Origin of the sequence: Streptomyces sp. NPDC001231, assembly GCF_042896885.1 — a bacterium.
Lineage (GTDB): Bacteria > Actinomycetota > Actinomycetes > Streptomycetales > Streptomycetaceae > Streptomyces.
Window position 1 is genome coordinate 312552 of record NZ_JBIAXS010000002.1, and the last position, 15926, is coordinate 328477.

At 73.7% G+C, this 15926-nt stretch carries 18 protein-coding genes; 10 read left to right on the top strand and 8 right to left on the bottom strand.

The window, feature by feature from the left end; genetic code table 11:
• Nucleotides 1-38 precede the first annotated feature (38 nt).
• Complete coding sequence (locus tag ACFY3J_RS04170; RefSeq protein ID WP_390840175.1) at nucleotides 39-1427, top strand: hypothetical protein; 1389 nt, start codon at nucleotides 39-41, stop codon at nucleotides 1425-1427.
• A 20-nt stretch (nucleotides 1428-1447) separates the two neighbouring features.
• On the opposite strand, the gene ACFY3J_RS04175 is transcribed toward ACFY3J_RS04170, so the two are convergent.
• Nucleotides 1448-1861, bottom strand: coding sequence for a VOC family protein (locus tag ACFY3J_RS04175; protein WP_141362196.1), 414 nt, complete (start codon nucleotides 1859-1861; stop codon nucleotides 1448-1450).
• 241 nt (nucleotides 1862-2102) lie between these two features.
• Between ACFY3J_RS04175 and abc-f the strand changes: the two genes are divergently transcribed.
• The 8 genes from abc-f to amaP all read left to right on the top strand — a co-directional run bounded on the left by abc-f (nucleotide 2103) and on the right by amaP (nucleotide 7670).
• Nucleotides 2103-3701, top strand: coding sequence for a ribosomal protection-like ABC-F family protein (gene abc-f / locus ACFY3J_RS04180; RefSeq protein ID WP_384182752.1), 1599 nt, complete (start codon nucleotides 2103-2105; stop codon nucleotides 3699-3701).
• A 335-nt stretch (nucleotides 3702-4036) separates the two neighbouring features.
• A complete protein-coding gene (locus ACFY3J_RS04185; RefSeq protein WP_018567695.1) occupies nucleotides 4037-4258 on the top strand; it encodes a helix-turn-helix domain-containing protein in 222 nt (73 codons plus the stop codon).
• 131 nt (nucleotides 4259-4389) lie between these two features.
• Nucleotides 4390-5193 (top strand): enoyl-CoA hydratase/isomerase family protein, encoded by an 804-nt coding sequence (locus ACFY3J_RS04190; protein WP_384182750.1) that lies wholly within the window; start codon nucleotides 4390-4392, stop codon nucleotides 5191-5193.
• A 79-nt stretch (nucleotides 5194-5272) separates the two neighbouring features.
• On the top strand, nucleotides 5273-5764 hold the full coding sequence (locus ACFY3J_RS04195; protein WP_384182748.1) for an Asp23/Gls24 family envelope stress response protein: 492 nt from the start codon (nucleotides 5273-5275) through the stop codon (nucleotides 5762-5764).
• An 88-nt stretch (nucleotides 5765-5852) separates the two neighbouring features.
• On the top strand, nucleotides 5853-6038 hold the full coding sequence (locus ACFY3J_RS04200) for a hypothetical protein (RefSeq protein ID WP_141362204.1): 186 nt from the start codon (nucleotides 5853-5855) through the stop codon (nucleotides 6036-6038).
• Nucleotides 6039-6086: 48 nt separating this feature from the next.
• Entirely contained in the window at nucleotides 6087-6419 is a 333-nt protein-coding gene (locus tag ACFY3J_RS04205) for an Asp23/Gls24 family envelope stress response protein (protein WP_141366774.1), read from the top strand.
• The gene (locus ACFY3J_RS04210) at nucleotides 6416-7087 is read left to right on the top strand and encodes a DUF6286 domain-containing protein (protein WP_390840176.1); all 672 of its coding nucleotides are present in this window, start codon (nucleotides 6416-6418) and stop codon (nucleotides 7085-7087) included. The genes ACFY3J_RS04205 and ACFY3J_RS04210 overlap by 4 nt, the downstream gene beginning before the upstream one ends.
• Nucleotides 7088-7091: 4 nt before the next feature.
• A complete protein-coding gene (gene amaP, locus ACFY3J_RS04215) occupies nucleotides 7092-7670 on the top strand; it encodes an alkaline shock response membrane anchor protein AmaP (RefSeq protein WP_384182743.1) in 579 nt (192 codons plus the stop codon).
• Between the two features lie 36 nt (nucleotides 7671-7706).
• On the opposite strand, the gene ACFY3J_RS04220 is transcribed toward amaP, so the two are convergent.
• From ACFY3J_RS04220 to ACFY3J_RS04235, 4 genes are all read right to left on the bottom strand, one after another.
• Complete coding sequence (locus tag ACFY3J_RS04220; protein ID WP_390840177.1) at nucleotides 7707-8462, bottom strand: SDR family oxidoreductase; 756 nt, start codon at nucleotides 8460-8462, stop codon at nucleotides 7707-7709.
• Between the two features lie 58 nt (nucleotides 8463-8520).
• A complete protein-coding gene (locus ACFY3J_RS04225) occupies nucleotides 8521-9312 on the bottom strand; it encodes an SURF1 family protein (protein WP_390840178.1) in 792 nt (263 codons plus the stop codon).
• A gap of 49 nt (nucleotides 9313-9361) precedes the next feature.
• Complete coding sequence (locus tag ACFY3J_RS04230) at nucleotides 9362-9595, bottom strand: hypothetical protein (protein WP_141362214.1); 234 nt, start codon at nucleotides 9593-9595, stop codon at nucleotides 9362-9364.
• Between the two features lie 78 nt (nucleotides 9596-9673).
• Entirely contained in the window at nucleotides 9674-10660 is a 987-nt protein-coding gene (locus ACFY3J_RS04235) for a DEDDh family exonuclease (protein ID WP_384182737.1), read from the bottom strand.
• A gap of 153 nt (nucleotides 10661-10813) precedes the next feature.
• On the opposite strand from ACFY3J_RS04235, the gene ACFY3J_RS04240 reads away from it, so the two are divergent.
• The gene (locus tag ACFY3J_RS04240) at nucleotides 10814-11524 is read left to right on the top strand and encodes a VIT family protein (protein ID WP_384182734.1); all 711 of its coding nucleotides are present in this window, start codon (nucleotides 10814-10816) and stop codon (nucleotides 11522-11524) included.
• A gap of 33 nt (nucleotides 11525-11557) precedes the next feature.
• Here the strand turns inward: ACFY3J_RS04240 and ACFY3J_RS04245 are convergent, their stop codons facing one another.
• From ACFY3J_RS04245 to ACFY3J_RS04255, 3 genes are all read right to left on the bottom strand, one after another.
• A complete protein-coding gene (locus tag ACFY3J_RS04245) occupies nucleotides 11558-12565 on the bottom strand; it encodes a CopD family protein (protein WP_384182731.1) in 1008 nt (335 codons plus the stop codon).
• Between the two features lie 329 nt (nucleotides 12566-12894).
• Nucleotides 12895-14274: a CoA transferase gene (locus tag ACFY3J_RS04250; RefSeq protein ID WP_384182728.1), complete on the bottom strand. Its 1380-nt coding sequence runs from the start codon at nucleotides 14272-14274 to the stop codon at nucleotides 12895-12897.
• A gap of 37 nt (nucleotides 14275-14311) precedes the next feature.
• Complete coding sequence (locus tag ACFY3J_RS04255) at nucleotides 14312-15847, bottom strand: S8 family serine peptidase (protein ID WP_390840179.1); 1536 nt, start codon at nucleotides 15845-15847, stop codon at nucleotides 14312-14314.
• Nucleotides 15848-15926: the final 79 nt, after the last annotated feature.

The window sequence follows — 15926 nt, forward strand, 5'->3', positions numbered from 1 at the left end:
CCCCGGAGGGCACTCCGGCACCCGCGGAGCTGGCCAGAATGGCGCGCTCCCGCCTGGCCGGGGCGGCCCGTCTCGCCCGCTGGGCGGACGCCGCCCTCGGGCCCGGCCGCGAGGGGCCGACCACCGACGACAAGGCCACCCTCTCCGACGCGGCCGCCGAACGGGCGGCCGCCGATCTGGGCCTGACCGCCGCTCAGGTCCGCGCCGACTGGGACACCGCCCGGCTCGCCGGCCTCATCGAGGTGCACGGCGACAACGCCCGGCCCGGCTGGCGGCTGCGCGCCTGGAACCGCGACGACAGCGCCGTCCTGCGCGGCTGGGTGGCCCTCTTCGACGCCTGGTCGCTGGCCTGCCCGGAACCGGAGGGCCACGAGGCGGCCGCCGTCGCCGAGGTCGTCTCGGCCATGCCGCAGGTCCTGTCCTTCCTCCAGCTCTCGGCCGGCCCCGTCCCCGTCGAGCAGCTCCTCGACCTCCTCCGCCAGCGCGTCACGGAACTGCGCACCGACCGCTGCGAGGTCCCCTACGACCCCGACGCCGCCGGTCCGGCAGCCCCGACGCCGACCGGCACCACGACCGCCGCCGTCCTCGGCCGGGATACCGCCCTCCGGCCGGCCCCGGCCACCCGGCCCACCGCGGTCTCCGACCCCGACAGCGCGGTGGTCACGGCGCCGGAAGGCCCACTGGCCGATGCCCTCGGTGAAGGCACCTCGCTGGCGCCGCTCCTCGGCTGGGCCCTCCAGGCACTCGCCGCGGTGGGGGCGCTGACCGACGGGGACGGGCAGGCCACACTCACCCCGCTCGGGAGCTGGGCGGTGTGGGTGAAGCTGGAGCAGATCTGCGTGGCCGCGCAGAGCCCCGCCGGGAACATCGAGCAGTCGGCCGAGGACATGCTCCGCGGCTGCGCGCAACTGCGGCCCAACGCGGCCCGCGCCGAGTACCGCGCCTGGCTCGCCGCCCGCCCCGTCGGCAGCGCCGTCACCGAGCTGCTCGGCGGCGCCCGCGGGGAGGACGCCCTGCTGCGCGGACTCGCCTTCGAGGCGCTGCGGGTCGTCGGCGCGCCCGCCGAGCCCGACGTACGGGCCGTGCTCGACGAGCCGGCGCTCAGGCCCTACGCCCTGCTCTGGCTCGCCGAGCACGACGGCGTCGACGCGGAGGACGCCCACGAGGTGCTCACCCGCGAGGAGGCCACATGGCTGTGGGTCGACACCGCCGCCGCCGTCACCGACCACGGCGAGGCCTCGATGCTCGTACGGCATCTGGAGGCCGCGGTGCAGCCCACCGTTCCGATGCTGCTCGACGAGGTGCGCACCGTGGGCCACCCCCGCACCGTGCAGGTGCTGGTCGCGCTCGCCGCCGCGCACCCCGACCCGGCGTTGGCCAAGGCCGTCCGCCGGGCGGCCTTCCAGGTCCACACCGGAGGCAGCTGACCCCGGGACCGCGGGGCCGGTCAGCCCTCGACGCGGGGGGCGTACGTGCCGAAACTCCAGATGTTGCCCTCGACGTCCCGGGCCATGTAGTCCCGGGAGCCGTAATCCTGGTCGGTCGGGGGCATCAGGATCTCCGCGCCGTGGTCCGCCGCACGCCGGTGGTGGGCGTCCACGTCGTCCACCACGACGTACACCCCCGTGGGTCCCGCGCCGCGCATCGCCTCGTCGAAGCGGCCGCCGCGGCCCTTCGAGCCCAGCATCACCGCGCCGTTGCCCTGCACCAGCTCGGCGTGGTGCACGAGGCCGTCCTCGCCCTCGTACACCGCCAGTTCCGTGAAGCCGAAGGCCTCCGTCAGCTGCTTGACGGCCGCCTTGGCGTCCGCGTACAGCAGCGTCGGGTAGATGCTCGGGCGTTCGCCGGCCGTGTCCGCCATGCCGATCACTTCCCTGTGAGTCGGTTCGCACCGAGGAGTCCGGTGCGCCGCCCAGTCTGGCACCGGCCACTGACAGCGCCCCGGCCCAAACACCCGGAAAAGCGCTTGCCCGCCCCCGTTAGACTGTCCCCCATGGCCATTCTCCTCGTGCATTAGACGGCGGGTCCGTCCTCAGCCGCCCACCCGCCACCCTCCCCCAAGCTCTTCGAGCAGGGGGCGCCCCCAGCCCTGGAGTCTGTCCGTGATCTCCGCTTCCGGCATCGAGCTGCGCGCCGGTGCCCGCGTCCTCATCGAGTCCGCCACCTTCCGCGTCGCCAAGGGCGACCGCATCGGCCTGGTCGGCCGCAACGGCGCCGGCAAGACCACCCTCACCAAGGTCCTGGCCGGCGAGGGCATCCCCGCCGGCGGCACCGTCACCCGGTCCGGTGAGGTCGGTTACCTCCCGCAGGACCCGCGCACCGGCGACCTCGACGTGCTCGCCCGCGACCGCGTCCTCTCCGCGCGCGGCCTGGACGTGCTGATCCGCAGGATGCGCGAGAACGAGCAGCGCATCGCCACCGGCAAGGGCTCCACCCGTGAGAAGGCGCTCAAGCAGTACGAGCGCCAGGAGACCGAGTTCCTCACCAAGGGCGGGTACGCCGCCGAGGCCGAGGCCGCCACCATCGCCGCCGCGCTCAACCTGCCCGACCGGGTGCTCGGCCAGCCCCTGCACACCCTCTCCGGCGGTCAGCGCCGCCGCATCGAGCTGGCCCGGATCCTGTTCTCCGACGCCGACACCCTGCTTCTCGACGAGCCCACCAACCACCTCGACGCCGACTCGATCATCTGGCTGCGCGACTACCTGAAGACCTACCGCGGCGGCTTCATCGTGATCTCCCACGACGTCGACCTGGTCGAGACGGTCGTCAACAAGGTGTTCTACCTGGACGCCAACCGCGCCCAGATCGACGTTTACAACATGGGCTGGAAGCTCTACCAGCAGCAGCGCGAGGCCGACGAGAAGCGCCGCAAGCGGGAGCGGGCCAACGCCGAGAAGAAGGCCGCCGCGCTCAACGCGCAGGCCGACAAGATGCGCGCCAAGGCCACCAAGACGGTCGCCGCGCAGAACATGGCCCGCCGCGCGGACAAGCTGCTCAGCGGCCTGGAGGCGGTCCGCCAGTCCGACAAGGTCGCCAAGCTCCGCTTCCCGGAGCCGGCGCCCTGCGGCAGGACGCCGCTGACCGCCGAGGGCCTGTCGAAGTCGTACGGTTCCCTGGAGATCTTCACCGACGTCGACCTGGCCATCGACAAGGGCTCCCGAGTCGTCATCCTCGGCCTGAACGGCGCGGGCAAGACCACGCTGCTGCGCCTGCTGGGCGGGGTGGAGACGCCCGACACCGGCCGGGTCGTCGAGGGTCACGGCCTCAAGCTCGGCTACTACGCCCAGGAGCACGAGACCCTGGACCCGGACCGCACGGTGCTGGAGAACATGCGCTCGGCCGCTCCCGACATGGACCTGGTCGAGGTCCGCAAGGTGCTGGGCTCGTTCCTGTTCTCCGGCGAGGACGTCGACAAGCCGGCCGGGGTCCTCTCCGGCGGCGAGAAGACCCGCCTGGCACTGGCGACCCTGGTCGTCTCCTCCGCCAACGTCCTGCTGCTCGACGAGCCCACCAACAACCTCGACCCGGCCAGCCGCGAGGAGATCCTCGGCGCGCTGCGCACCTACAAGGGCGCTGTCGTCCTCGTCACGCACGACGAGGGCGCGGTCGAGGCGCTGCAACCGGAGCGGATCATCCTGCTGCCCGACGGCGTCGAGGACCTGTGGGGCGCGGACTACGCGGATCTCGTCGCCCTCGCTTGACCGAACAGCTGATCAACGGAGTATGGATCATTCGGCCCATCGGTGATCCATCATCTGTGTGAGATCTCCTCGTATCGAGGTGTGTCCTTCATCGATTTCGCGGCCGAGCCCTTATGTGCCAAGGGCTCGGCCGTCGTGCGTCGCTGACCAGGTACTTCGCGGAAGAACCCGATCAGCGGTACGGACGCCGAGGCGCGGACTCATGGATTCCGCTTGTGGGGATGTGCTCCTGTCGTCACGGGCGGGTCTCACGGACCTTGCCGAATGGGTGGCCATCGGGCCCCGGAGGGGTGATCATGAGGGGACCAGAGCGCACTTCCCATGAGGAGGCACGGGTGGCCGAGACTCTGAAGAAGGGCAGCCGGGTGACCGGCGCCGCGCGCGACAAGCTCGCGGCAGACCTGAAGAAGAAGTACGACGCCGGTGCGAGCATTCGGGCGTTGGCCGAGGAAACCGGCCGCTCGTATGGCTTCGTTCATCGGATGCTCAGCGAGTCGGGTGTCACGCTCCGTGGGCGTGGCGGGGCGACGCGGGGCAAGAAGGCCGCCTCGGCCTGAAACCGCGGGCGGCCCATCGGCTTTCGGCGGTGACCACCCGGTCGGTTTCCCGATCGGCCGGGTGGTTACTGTGCAGTCACTTATGATGCCCGCAGGGCATCCACGATGACCGCACCCGTCGGAGGCGCACCATGGCTTCGCCCGAGCACGACCTCGATCCGGTACTCGACAAGGACGGCGTACGGCTCACCGTCGACGACGCGATCGCCACGGTGACGCTGACCAACCCGGCCAAGCGCAACGCGCAGAGCCCTGCTCTGTGGCGGGCGCTCACCGAGGCCGGGCGGCTGCTGCCGGGATCCGTCCGCGTCGTACTGCTGCGCGGCGAGGGCAAGTCCTTCTCCGCGGGGCTGGACCGGCAGGCGTTCACGCCCGAGGGCTTCGACGGCGAGCCGTCGTTCATCGACCTCGCGCGTGGCTCCGATGCCGAGCTGGACGCGACCATCGCCGAGTACCAGGAGGCGTTCACCTGGTGGCGCCGCAACGACATCGTGTCCGTCGCGGCGGTCCAGGGGCACGCCATCGGGGCGGGCTTCCAGCTGGCGCTGGCCTGTGATCTGCGCGTCGTCGCGGACGACGTGCAGTTCGCCATGCGCGAGACCAGCCTCGGGCTGGTGCCGGACCTCACCGGCACGCATCCGCTGGTGGGGCTGGTCGGCTACGCCCGCGCGCTGGAGATCTGCCTCACCGGCCGGTACGTGGGTGCCGCCGAGGCGGTGAACACCGGGCTGGCGAACCTCGCCGTGCCCGCGGACCAGCTCGACGAGACGGTACGGGACCTGGCCGCGGCGCTCCTGGCCGCGCCCCGTGACGCCGTGGTCGAGACCAAGGCACTGCTGCGCGGTGCCCGGGAACGGTCGTACGAGGAGCAGCGCGCCGCCGAGCGCGAGGCGCAGGCCCGGCGCCTGCGGGACCTGGCCGGCGCCGGCGACTGACGGCGGCGCCGCATCGGGCGCGCGATCGTTCCGGTACGCCTACCGTGGTTCGGGACGACGACCGAAAGGACGTACGGCGATGACCACGGAACAGGACCGGACGAGGGCCCCCGAGGGCGAGCGGGAGGTACCGGAGACCACCGCGACCCGCAAGGCCCAGGCCACCAGGCGCGGCCTGGGAGATCCCGCCACCCGGGGGCGGACCACCATCGCCGACGGGGTCGTGGAGAAGATCGCCGGGATGGCCGCTCGCGACGTGGTCGGGGTGAGCGCCATGGGCAGCGGGTTCTCCCGGACCTTCGGGGCCGTGCGGGACCGGGTCCCGGGCGGTGCGAAGTCCGTGGCCCGGGGTGTGAAGGCCGAGGTCGGCGAGGTGCAGACCGCGCTCGACCTGGAGATCGTCGTCGACTACGGCGTCTCGATCATCGAGGTGGCGCGGGCGGTCCGGGAGAACGTGATCGCGTCGGTGGAGCGGATGACCGGTCTCGAGGTCGTCGAGGTCAACATCGCAGTCAGCGACGTGCAGCTGCCGGAGGAAGAGGAGGAGGAGATCGAGCCCCGCATCCAGTGACGCACCGGCCACCACGCCGGCGAAGGACCGATGACGAGGGGCGACCGGAAGACGGCCCGGCGACGGCCGAGGAGTTGAGGAGTGCGCAATGAGCATGGCCGTGGCCGGCATGATCGCCGGTATGGCGCTGGGCTTCGCCGGGTACTTCGGCGGCTTCGGTGCCTTCCTGCTGGTGGCGGCCCTGGGCGCCGTCGGCTTCGTCGTCGGCCGGTTCCTGGAGGGGGACCTGGAACTCGGCGACTTCTTCCGCCCCCGTGACCACCGCCGGAGGTGACCCGCGGTGAGCGGCGGGAACAGCGAGCCGGGCGCCGCCCCGGCCGACATGCCGCCCGGCGAGCGCGGCGCGACGACGATCGCCGACCGCGTCGTCGCCAAGATCGCCGCACGGGCGGCCCGCGAGGCGCTCGGCGACCTGCCGCCGGACGCCGCGCCACCGCACGCCACGGTGGTGGTGCGCCACGACGTCGCACGCGTCCGGATCGTCCTCGACCTCGCCTACCCGAGCGACATCGGCGCGTCCTGCCGTGAGGTGCGTCGCCAAGTGGTCGAGCGGGTAGGCGCGTTGGTGGGAATGCAGGTGCCGGAGGTCGCGGTCCGCGTGGAACGGCTGCACCTGGCACCCGCGTACGGCGCGGCACAGGGGAGGACGCGATGAGCGAGCCCCAGGGCTCCGACGGCACCACGCAGCGCCTGCCGGTCCTCGAGAAGGACGACGCCCTCGGGCGGCCCGCCGCCCCGGACACCGACGGCTCCCCGCCCGTCCGGGAGGGTGCGGACGGCCGCGGCGGCCGTTTCTGGTCGGTGCGCCGGGTGCCCGCGGGCATCGTCGCGCTGCTGCTCCTGATCGTGGCGGGCGCCTTCCTGTACGACATCGCGGCCGTCCGCGCCGGCCGGCCCGGCCTGCGCTGGCGCCGGGAGCTGGCCCGGCAGCTGGCCGAGCGGCCGCTGGACGACACCTGGGTGCTCGTCGGCGCGAGTGTCGCCGCGGTCCTCGGCCTGTGGCTGGTCGTGCTGGCCGCCACTCCGGGGCTGCGCCGCCTGCTGCCCATGCGGCGCACCCACCCCGACGTGCGGGCCGGGCTGCACCGGGAGGCCGCCGCGCTGGTGCTGCGCGACCGGGCCATGGAGATCGCCGGTGTGCGGTCGGTGCGCGTACGGCTGCGCCGCCGCAGGGCCGACGTACGCGCCGTCTCGCACTTCCGGGCGCTGGAGGAGGTGCGCGCCGACCTGGACACCGTGCTCGCCGAGGCGGTCCGGGGGCTGGGCCTGACCCGGCCGCCCGCCCTGTCGGTGCGCGTCGCGCGGCCCGGGCGGAAGGGGTGAGGACGTGCTGAGGATCGTCAACCGGGTGCTGATCGGGCTCGTCGGGCTGGTGCTGCTGCTGGTGGGCGGTTCGGTGCTCGCCGTCGGACTGGGCGTACGGCCGCCCTCCTGGTGGATCCACCGCGGCCGGCACGACGTCCTGCTGAGCACCGCCGAGCGGACGCGGTGGCGGGAGGCCGGCTCGTGGTGGCCCGCCGTCCTCGCCGCCCTGGCGGTCCTGGTGCTGCTGGCTCTGTGGTGGCTGGTCGCGGTGGTGCGCCGGCGGCGGCTCGGGGAAGTGGTCGTCGACACCGGGGACGGCGAGGCGGCCCTGCTGCGGGGCCGGGCCCTGGAGGGCGTCCTGGCCGCGGACGCCGAGCAGCCGGACGGTGTCGCCCGCGCCCACGTCCGTCTGACCGGCCGCCGCGGCGCCCCCAGGACCCATGTGCAGCTCCTCCTGGAACCCCACGTGGATCCGGGAGCGGCCCTGGACCACCTCACCGGCCAGGCCCTCGCCCACGCCCGGGACTCCGCCCGCCTCGCGGCGCTTCCGGCGGAGGTGCGGCTGAAGGCGGTCGGGCACCGTGCGGAACGGGTGAGCTGACCCGTCCACGGCCCCGGCGTCCTGGCCGCGCCGCGCTCAGAACCCGTGCCGGGCCCCGCCGTCCACCGGCACCATCACACCGGTGACGTAGGACGCCGCGGGCGACAGCAGGAAGGCCGCCGTCCGACCGAACTCCTCCGGCCTCCCGTACCTGCGCAGCGGCACCCGCGACTCGGCGGCCGCCCGTGTCGCCTCCGGATCCGCGGACAGCGCGTCCAGCTCGCGCACGCGGTCCGTGTCGATGCGGCCCGGCAGCACACCCACGACCCGGATGCCCCGGGGTCCCAGCTCGTCGGCGAGGGACTTGGCGAACCCGGCCAGGCCGGGCCGCAACCCGTTGGAGATGGTCAGCCCCGGAATCGGCTCGTACACGGACCCGGACAGCACGAACCCGACGACCCCGCCCGGCTCCAGCTCGGCCGCCGCCGCGCGGGCGAGCCGCACCGCGCCGAGGAACACCGACTCGAACGCGGCCTGCCACTGCTCGTCGGTGTTGTCGGCGACGAAGCCGGCCGGCGGCCCGCCGACGCTCACGAGCACGCCGTGGAAGCCGCCGAAGTGCTCCCGCGCCGTCGCGATCAGCCGCGCCGGCGCCTCGGCGTCCGCGTTGTCCACGGCCACCCCGACCGCGTTCGGCCCCAGCTCGGCCGCCGCCTCCACGACCCGCTCGCCGTCCCGTCCGGTGATGACCACCTTCGCGCCGTCGGCGACGAGCTCGCGCGCGGTGGCGTTGCCCAGTCCGCGCGTGGCACCGGTGACGATGTACACCCGGTCCTTCAGTCCAAGATCCATGGCCCCTATCCTGCCCGGTCGCCGCGGCGCGGGGCGAGGCCGGCGGGGACGTCCCGCGCTACACCGCCGCGGGTTCCGCCTCCGGCGTCGCTTCCTTCGCCGCCGCCTGCGCGCGCTCACGCGCCTCGCGGCGCAGCAGGACCACCCAGCCGGCCGGGACGCCCGCCGTGAACAGCCACCACTGGATGGCGTACGCCAGGTGCGGGCCGATGTCGCTGTGCTCCGGGTCGGGCAGCAGCTGGGGGCTGCCGCCCTGGGGCGCGGGCGAGGTCAGCTGGACGTAGCCGCCGAGGACCTGCTTCCCGAGCCGCTCGGCCTGCTTTGTGCTGCTGATCAGCATCACCTGGCGGTCGGGCAGGCCCTTGACGTCCTTGATGCCGCTCGCCGCGGTCGTCTCGTCGGGCATCAGCCGGCCGGTGACGGTGATCTCTCCGCGCGGGGGCGCCGGGATCGTCGGGAACGTCGTCTGCGAGGCGTCCGCGGGGACCCAGCCCCGGTTGACCAGGAGGATCCTGCCGTCCTCGAGGACGAAGGGGGTCAGCACGTGGTAGCCGACATCGCCGTCGGCGTTGGTGCGGCGGCGCACGACCTCCTCGTCCGCGGTGTCGAAGTGCCCCTTGGCGGTGACCCTGCGGTACAGGTCGGCGTGCTTCACGGTCGCGCCGGGCGAGGTCAGCGACTCGGCCGGCACCGGCTGCGCGGCCAGCGACTCGGTGATCACCTTGTTCAGCGCGACCTTGTGCTCATGGCGGTGCAACTGCCAGAAACCCAGCCGGATCATCGTCGGGATCAGCGCGATCGCGACGATGGTGAGGATCACCCACTGGCGGGTCAACAGGAAGCGGTACACCCCACGACGGTACCTCTGCGGCCGTGGGGTGTTTTCGGCAGGGGTGTCCTCAAACGCGGTCGACGATCCCGACCCTCCCCTCGGCGCGGGCGCAGTGCGCGCCGCAGTACCAGTGGCCCTCGACCTCGACGCCCTGGCCGATGATCTGGACACGACAGTGCTCGCAGATCGGTGCCATGCGGTGGATCGCGCAGGCGAAGCAGTCGAAGACGTGCACCGAGCCCTGGGCGTGCACCTCGAAGGTCATTCCGTAGTCATTGCCGCATACTTCACATCTCGCCATGCGCCACAGGGTGAGCCGTGGCCGCGGCGCGGGCGAGCGGGCCGTGGGCGAGTCGCCCGGTAATCACCCGTACGCCCGTCAGCGGCTCTCCGCCGGTTCCACGTCCCTGAGCAACTGCCCGAACGCCGCCTCGTCCACCACCGGAGTGCCGAACTGGCGGGCCTTGACCACCTTCGACGTGCCCGAGTCCGGGTCGTTGGTCACCAGCAGGCTGGTCAGCCGGGACAGGCTGGTGGCCACGTGCAGCCCGGCCTCGGTGGCCCGGTCCTCCAGCAGTTCGCGGTCGGTGGAGGTGTCGCCGGAGAAGGCCACCCGCATGCCCTGCTTGAGGCGCTTGCCGTCCTCGTAGCGACCCGGGTTGGGGTACGGGCACGCGGGCCGCTTGCGCGAGGGGCGCCAACTGCCCGCTCGGTAGCCGCCGTTGCCGCTCGACTGCTGCCGGGGCACCGGCCGGTCCGACCACTCCGTCAGCGGCCGGCACTCCAGCAGCGGCAGCCGCATCCCGCCCGCCGCCGCGGCCCGCAGGCTCGGCCGGAACGCCTCGGCCAGCACGCGCGCGTCGTCCAGCGCGTGGTGCGCCCGCTGCTGCACGACGCCGAAGTGCGCCGCCAGCGACTCCAGCTTGTGGTTGGGCAGGGGCAGGTCCAGCTCCTTGGCGAGCGCGATGGTGCACAGCCGCTGCCGCACCGGCGCCTCACGCTGCGCGCGCGCGTACTCCCGCGCGATCATCTGCCAGTCGAACACCGCGTTGTGCGCGACGAGCACCCGGTCCGCCAGCCGCACGGCGAACTCCTCGGCGATGTCCGCGAACAGCGGCGCGCCCTCCAGGGCGTCGCTCGTCAGTCCGTGGATCCACACCGGCCCCGGGTCCCGCTCGGGGTTGACCAGCGTGTACCAGTGGTCCTCGACCTCGCCGCGCGCGTCCAGCCGGTAGACCGCCGCGGAGATGATGCGGTCGTCCCGGGCCAGGCCGGTGGTCTCCACGTCAACGACCGCGTATCCCTTCGGATACGCGGCCGGCCACGGTGTGGGGGACAACCCTGCGAGCGTGCGGTCTTCGAGCATGGTCACTGAGGATACGGGCCACGACCGACAGCCTCGCCCACCGGTCGCCCCGCGGAGCCGGCGAACGGCCCCCCGCGGGACCGGCGGTGTGCCTCACGGGACATCAGGAACGGCGCGGGGACAGGAGGGACGAACCGTGCGATCCTCCGTCCTGTGACGGAACCAACGCATGACGAGCCGCACGGCGGCGCGCTCGGTTCGCGGCTCAACTGGCTGCGGGCGGCCGTCCTCGGCGCCAACGACGGAATCGTGTCCACCGCGGGACTCGTCGTCGGCGTGGCCGGTGCGACGGACTCCCGTTCGGCACTGCTGACCGCGGGACTGGCCGGTCTGCTCGCCGGGTCGATGTCGATGGCGGCGGGGGAGTACGTGTCGGTGTCGACGCAGCGGGACTCGGAGATGGCCGCGCTGGCGACGGAGAAACGGGAGCTGCGCGAGCAGCCCGAGGCGGAGCTGCGGGAGCTGACCGACCTGCTCCGGGCGCGCGGACTCTCGCGTGACGTGGCCAGGGAGGCGGCGGAACAGCTCACCGAGCGGGACGCGCTGCGCGCGCACGCCGGCGTGGAGCTCGGGATCAACCCCGACGAGCTGACCAACCCGTGGCACGCGGCCTGGGCGAGCTTCCTGGCATTCACGGTGGGCGCGCTGCTCCCCCTGCTGGCGATCGTGCTCCCGCCGGCGGCCTGGCGGCTGGGCGTCACCGTGCTGTCCGTCCTGGCGGCCCTCGTCCTCACCGGCTGGAGCAGCGCCCGGCTGGGGGCGGCCAGGCCGGGCCGGGCGGTGCTGCGGAACGTGGCCGGCGGGGCGCTGGCCATGGCGGTGACCTACGTGGCGGGGACCCTGCTGGGCGCGGTGGGGGTCTGACGCCCCTTCGCGCACCGGGCCCGCCGGCTCCGCTCACCAGCGGATCGGCAGCGGCAGCGCCGTCAGCAGCCCCGACACCGCGACGACCGCGCCGAGGACCGCGACCTCGGCCCGCGCGGGGACGCAGGCGGTCAGCGGGTCGGGCGCCCGCCGCAGCCGGATCCGGGCCCACAGGGCGAGCAGGGCGACGCCGGCCACGAGGACCACCTTGGCCAGCAGGGCGCGGCCGTAGGCCGTCGCCGTCAGCTGGTGCAGCACGGTGTCCGCCGGCATCCGGCGCAGCGTGCTGCACACACCCGTCGCGGTCACCCCGGCGAGCGCGGCGGCCGCCACGCGCGCGTAGTGGCCCAGCAGGGCGGCACCCGCAGCCGCCCCGCGCCACAGCCGCAGCGTGCGCAGCACGTGCAGCAGTCCGCCCACCCACAGAGCGCCGCAGACCAGGTGCACGACGGTCAGGGCGGAGCCGACGAGCGGGGTGCTCTCGGTCCCGGGGTGCGCGCGCAGCGCCTCGGCCACGACCACCGCGGCGAGCGGCCACAGCTGCGTCGCCGGGCGCCGGGAGAGCGCGCACAGACCGGTGACGAGGAACGCGTTGACCTCCAGCAGGGCCAGCGCCCCGTCCCGGGTCCGGTAGAGGCCGCCGACGTCGATCTGAGCCGGGCTGTCCGGGACCAGGTTGCCGGTGGCCACCACGGAAGCGAGGCCCAGGGAGGCGAGGAAACCGGCGGCGGCCGCGTGGAGGGCCCAACTGCGCGGAAGTTCGGCCGGGGCCCCGGGCAGGCGGGCGGCCGGCCGGTTCACGAACAGCTCGCCGACGGGGACGCAGACCGCAGCGAACAGCACCGTCCGCAGCACCGCTATGCCGCCGGTGCCGGGGGCCGCCGCCTCTCCGGTGCCGTGCAGGGCGGCGGACGGACCCAGCAGGGGTATGAGTGCGGCGAGCGCCACCAGAACGAGGACGGCGACGGCCCGGGCCGTCGCACCGCGCCGCCCCGTCGCTCGCGCGTCCCCCGTCCCGGCGGCCGGTCGTATGAGCGTCACCCAACGATCTTCGCCAGCCACCCCGAACGGGGCAAGCGCGCACGGCCAAGTGGGGAAGCACGGTTCCGCCCGCACCGTCTTGGCGTCTCGGCGCACCCCGTCCCGGGCGACTCCCGGCGCCACGTGCCGTCATGTGCCCTGTGCCCGCGGGCGCGGACCGAGCCGGACGCCGTCGTCGTCACCTCACCCGACGGCACCCGCGCGGCACCCGACGGCACCCGCGCGGCACCCGACGGCACCCGCGCGGCGATCGTGGCCGAGGCGCCCGCCGCCCGGCGTCCCGGGGTGCGTGGAGAAGCCGTCGGCCACCCGGCTGCCGACCGTTTCGGTCAGGTCCAGTGGGGTGCGTCCGCGCCCCAGGGCCCCGGCGGGCGGGACCAGCCGGACGGGGCGCCGGTGAAGGCGACGGGCGGGCGGGCGTGGCGCAGGCGGCCGATCCGGCTGGTCGTCTCGCCGAGCCAGGGGTCGGGACTGTCGTACGCGGAGCCCCGCACGGCGTCCGTCGCGGGGACCGGTGCGACGCCGGTCCGCGTCAGCCATGACGCCGTGCGCGCCAGGGCCAGCCGTACGACCCGGGTACCGCCCTCCCGCGTCTGCTCGGTCAGGGCGCGCAGCACCGCCGCCGCCAGCAGATAGCCCGTGCCGTGGTCCAGGGCCTGCGCGGGCAGGGCACCCGGCTGCTCGGGCGACCCCTCGATCGCGGCGATGCCGGTGGCGACCTGTACGAGGCTGTCGAAGCCCCGGCGTCCGCCCCACGGCCCGTATCCGCCCCACGCCGACAGCTGTGCGACGACCAGGCCGGGCCGCCGCTCGGCCAGCGCCTCGGCGGAAAGCCCGAACCGGTCCAGGGCGCCGGGCCGGTACCCGGTGACCACGACGTCCGCCGCCGCGAGCAGCTCCTCGAAGGCGGTCCGGTCGGCCGCGAGGTCCAGCGCCGCCGACCGCTTCCCGAAACCGGTGTCCGCGTGCAGGCCGGCCTCCTCGGGACGGTCCGGCGCGTCCACGCGCAGCACATCGGCGCCCAGCAGGGCGAGCGTCCGGGTGGCGACGGGACCCGCGAGCACCCGGGTCAGGTCGAGCACGCGCAACCCGGCGGCGGGCAGCAGGGGAGCGCTCGGCACGGGCGCGAGCACGCGCGCGTGCGCCTCGTCCAGCCGCTCCCGCTCGACCAGCGGCCGGGCGGCCACCGCGGCACCCTGCTCGTGCGCGGCCCATTCCTCGGGAGTGCGCAGGGCAACGGCGAGGCCTCCGGCCGCGTACACGGCGTCCTCGACCTCGTGCGCGGACCGCTCGGCGAGTACGGACGCGACCCGGTCCACGTCCTCCGGCACGTCCAGCGCCCGGAGCAACCGCTCCCGGTGGTGCGGGTAGTTGGCGTGCGTGCGCACCCAGCCGTCCGCCGTTCGCCAGAACCGCGACAGCGGCGCGAAGGAGACGGGTGCCTCCCCGTCCACCCGCAGACGCCGCTCGCTCGTGAAGGCCGTGGCCACGGCGCCGTCGTCCCCTCGAACCGCCGGCACCACGGCGAGCCCCGCCCGCCGCGCTCCCAGTTCGGCGGCGGCCAGGGCGCAGGCACACACGCACGTGCGTGCCAGTTCCCGTACGGGAAGGCGCGCCGAGAGCGCGCCTTCCCGCTGCACGGTGGTGACCCGCGAGAGGAGGGCGGGATCGCCGCCCAGCGCGGACCACGCGAAGGAGAGATCAGTCATGACCGCACTATGCGGTACCGACCGACATCTCCCGTGTCTACTTGGTCACAGCGTTGAGGGCGTTGACGACACCCTCGCCGTAGAAGGAGTTCTTGCCCTTGCCGCTCTTGCACTCGGCGTCGATCTTGCCGTCGCCGTTGATGTCGTACGGGGCCGTGCACTCCTTCTTGTCGGCACCCTGGGCCAGCAGCGCCTTCACCTGGTTCGGCTTGGCCTGCGGGTGGGTCGACTTGATGAGCGCGGCGACGGCGGCGACGTGCGGCGAGGCCATCGAGGTGCCGGCCATGTAGCCGTACTGGCCGCCCGGCAGCGTGCCGAGGATCAGGCCGCTGGTGGCGGGGGCGTCGGGCCGCTGGTAGGCGGTCGAGTCGCCACCCGGCGCGGAGACGTCGATGACGCCCTGGCCGTAGTTGGAGAACGAGGACTTGATGCCCTTGGCGCCGATGGAGGAGACCGTGACGGTGCCCGGCAGCATCGCCGGGATGTCCAGGCACTTCTTCGGGTCGATCACCCGGTCACCGGGGGTGGAGTCGTTCGGGCTGCCCGGGTCGAGGATCGTCTTCCCGGCGAGGTCCCAGTTGTCGTTGCCGGCGGCCGCGACGTTGACCGTGCCCTTGCCCTCCGCGTACTTGGTGGCCCGCGACACGGCCTCCACCAGAGCCTTCTGGTCGAGGTCGTCGGCGCAGTTGAAGTTCCACGGGTCGGTGTAGTAGCTGTTGTTGGTGATGTCCACGCCGTGCTCGGCGGCCCAGATGAAGCCGCACACCACGGCCTCGGTGTAGAACCAGCCCTGCGGCGTCGACACCTTGATGCCGGACACCTTCACGCCCGGGGCGACACCGACCATGCCGACGCCGTTCTTCGCGGCGGCGATCTCACCGGCGACGTGCGTGCCGTGCGCGCTCTCGCCCTTGTTCGGCCGCCAGGCGCCGTCCGCCGTGTTCGGCTTGCCCGACACGCAGTTCACCGACGCGGCACGGTCGAAGTTGGCGGCGAGGTCCGGGTGGGTGTCGTCCACGCCGGTGTCGATCACGCCGACCGTGACCTTGGAGCTGCCCAGGGTGACCTCGTGGGCCTTGTCCGCCTTGATCATCGGCAGGTCCCACTGGAGCCCCTGGAGCGGCTCCTGGGCGGCTGCGGAGGCCTCGGTCGCCGCCGCCAACTCCGCACCGGTGAGCACCTGCGGCGACCACATCTCGGTGGTCGACTGCGGGGACAGCGGAGCGGTCCGGGTGGAGCCCGCGGACTCGACCCCCTTGTCCTTGCGTATCTCCTTGGCGAAGTCGGCGTTCGACGAGTGGACGACGATGACGCCGATCTGGTCGTAGGCGACGACGACCGAGCCGCCGGCCTTGCCGATCGCCTTCTGCACGGCCGCGGAGCTGTGGCCGGGACGGATGTTGACGACGTAGCTCAGCGCGTCCCCGTCGGCGGCGGCGGAGATGCTCTGCGCGGCGGCCACCTGCTGACCGGCCTCGGTGGCGGACGCCACGTTCGGCAGGAACGCGAGAGCGGAGGCGACGGCCATGCCGAGCGGGATGGTGACGGTACGCCGGTTGAGGCGAACGCTCATGTGAACTCCAGTGTTTCGAACCATTGCGGTGCGGCATGCGACAGGCATGCGAAGTGTGGGGGGCGTATGTGGAAGTGAG

Bases quoted from the DNA above. Each gene is read 5' to 3' on its own strand.
- ACFY3J_RS04170 (WP_390840175.1), top strand. From the start codon at position 39: ATGGCGCGCTCCCGCCTGGCCGGGGCGGCCCGTCTCGCCCGCTGGGCG.
- ACFY3J_RS04175 (WP_141362196.1), bottom strand. From the start codon at position 1,861: ATGGCGGACACGGCCGGCGAACGCCCGAGCATCTACCCGACGCTGCTG.
- ACFY3J_RS04190 (WP_384182750.1), top strand. From the start codon at position 4,390: ATGGCTTCGCCCGAGCACGACCTCGATCCGGTACTCGACAAGGACGGC.
- ACFY3J_RS04195 (WP_384182748.1), top strand. From the start codon at position 5,273: ATGACCACGGAACAGGACCGGACGAGGGCCCCCGAGGGCGAGCGGGAG.
- ACFY3J_RS04200 (WP_141362204.1), top strand. From the start codon at position 5,853: ATGAGCATGGCCGTGGCCGGCATGATCGCCGGTATGGCGCTGGGCTTC.
- ACFY3J_RS04205 (WP_141366774.1), top strand. From the start codon at position 6,087: ATGCCGCCCGGCGAGCGCGGCGCGACGACGATCGCCGACCGCGTCGTC.
- ACFY3J_RS04210 (WP_390840176.1), top strand. From the start codon at position 6,416: ATGAGCGAGCCCCAGGGCTCCGACGGCACCACGCAGCGCCTGCCGGTC.
- ACFY3J_RS04220 (WP_390840177.1), bottom strand. From the start codon at position 8,462: ATGGATCTTGGACTGAAGGACCGGGTGTACATCGTCACCGGTGCCACG.
- ACFY3J_RS04230 (WP_141362214.1), bottom strand. From the start codon at position 9,595: ATGGCGAGATGTGAAGTATGCGGCAATGACTACGGAATGACCTTCGAG.
- ACFY3J_RS04235 (WP_384182737.1), bottom strand. From the start codon at position 10,660: ATGCTCGAAGACCGCACGCTCGCAGGGTTGTCCCCCACACCGTGGCCG.
- ACFY3J_RS04250 (WP_384182728.1), bottom strand. From the start codon at position 14,274: ATGACTGATCTCTCCTTCGCGTGGTCCGCGCTGGGCGGCGATCCCGCC.
- ACFY3J_RS04255 (WP_390840179.1), bottom strand. From the start codon at position 15,847: ATGAGCGTTCGCCTCAACCGGCGTACCGTCACCATCCCGCTCGGCATG.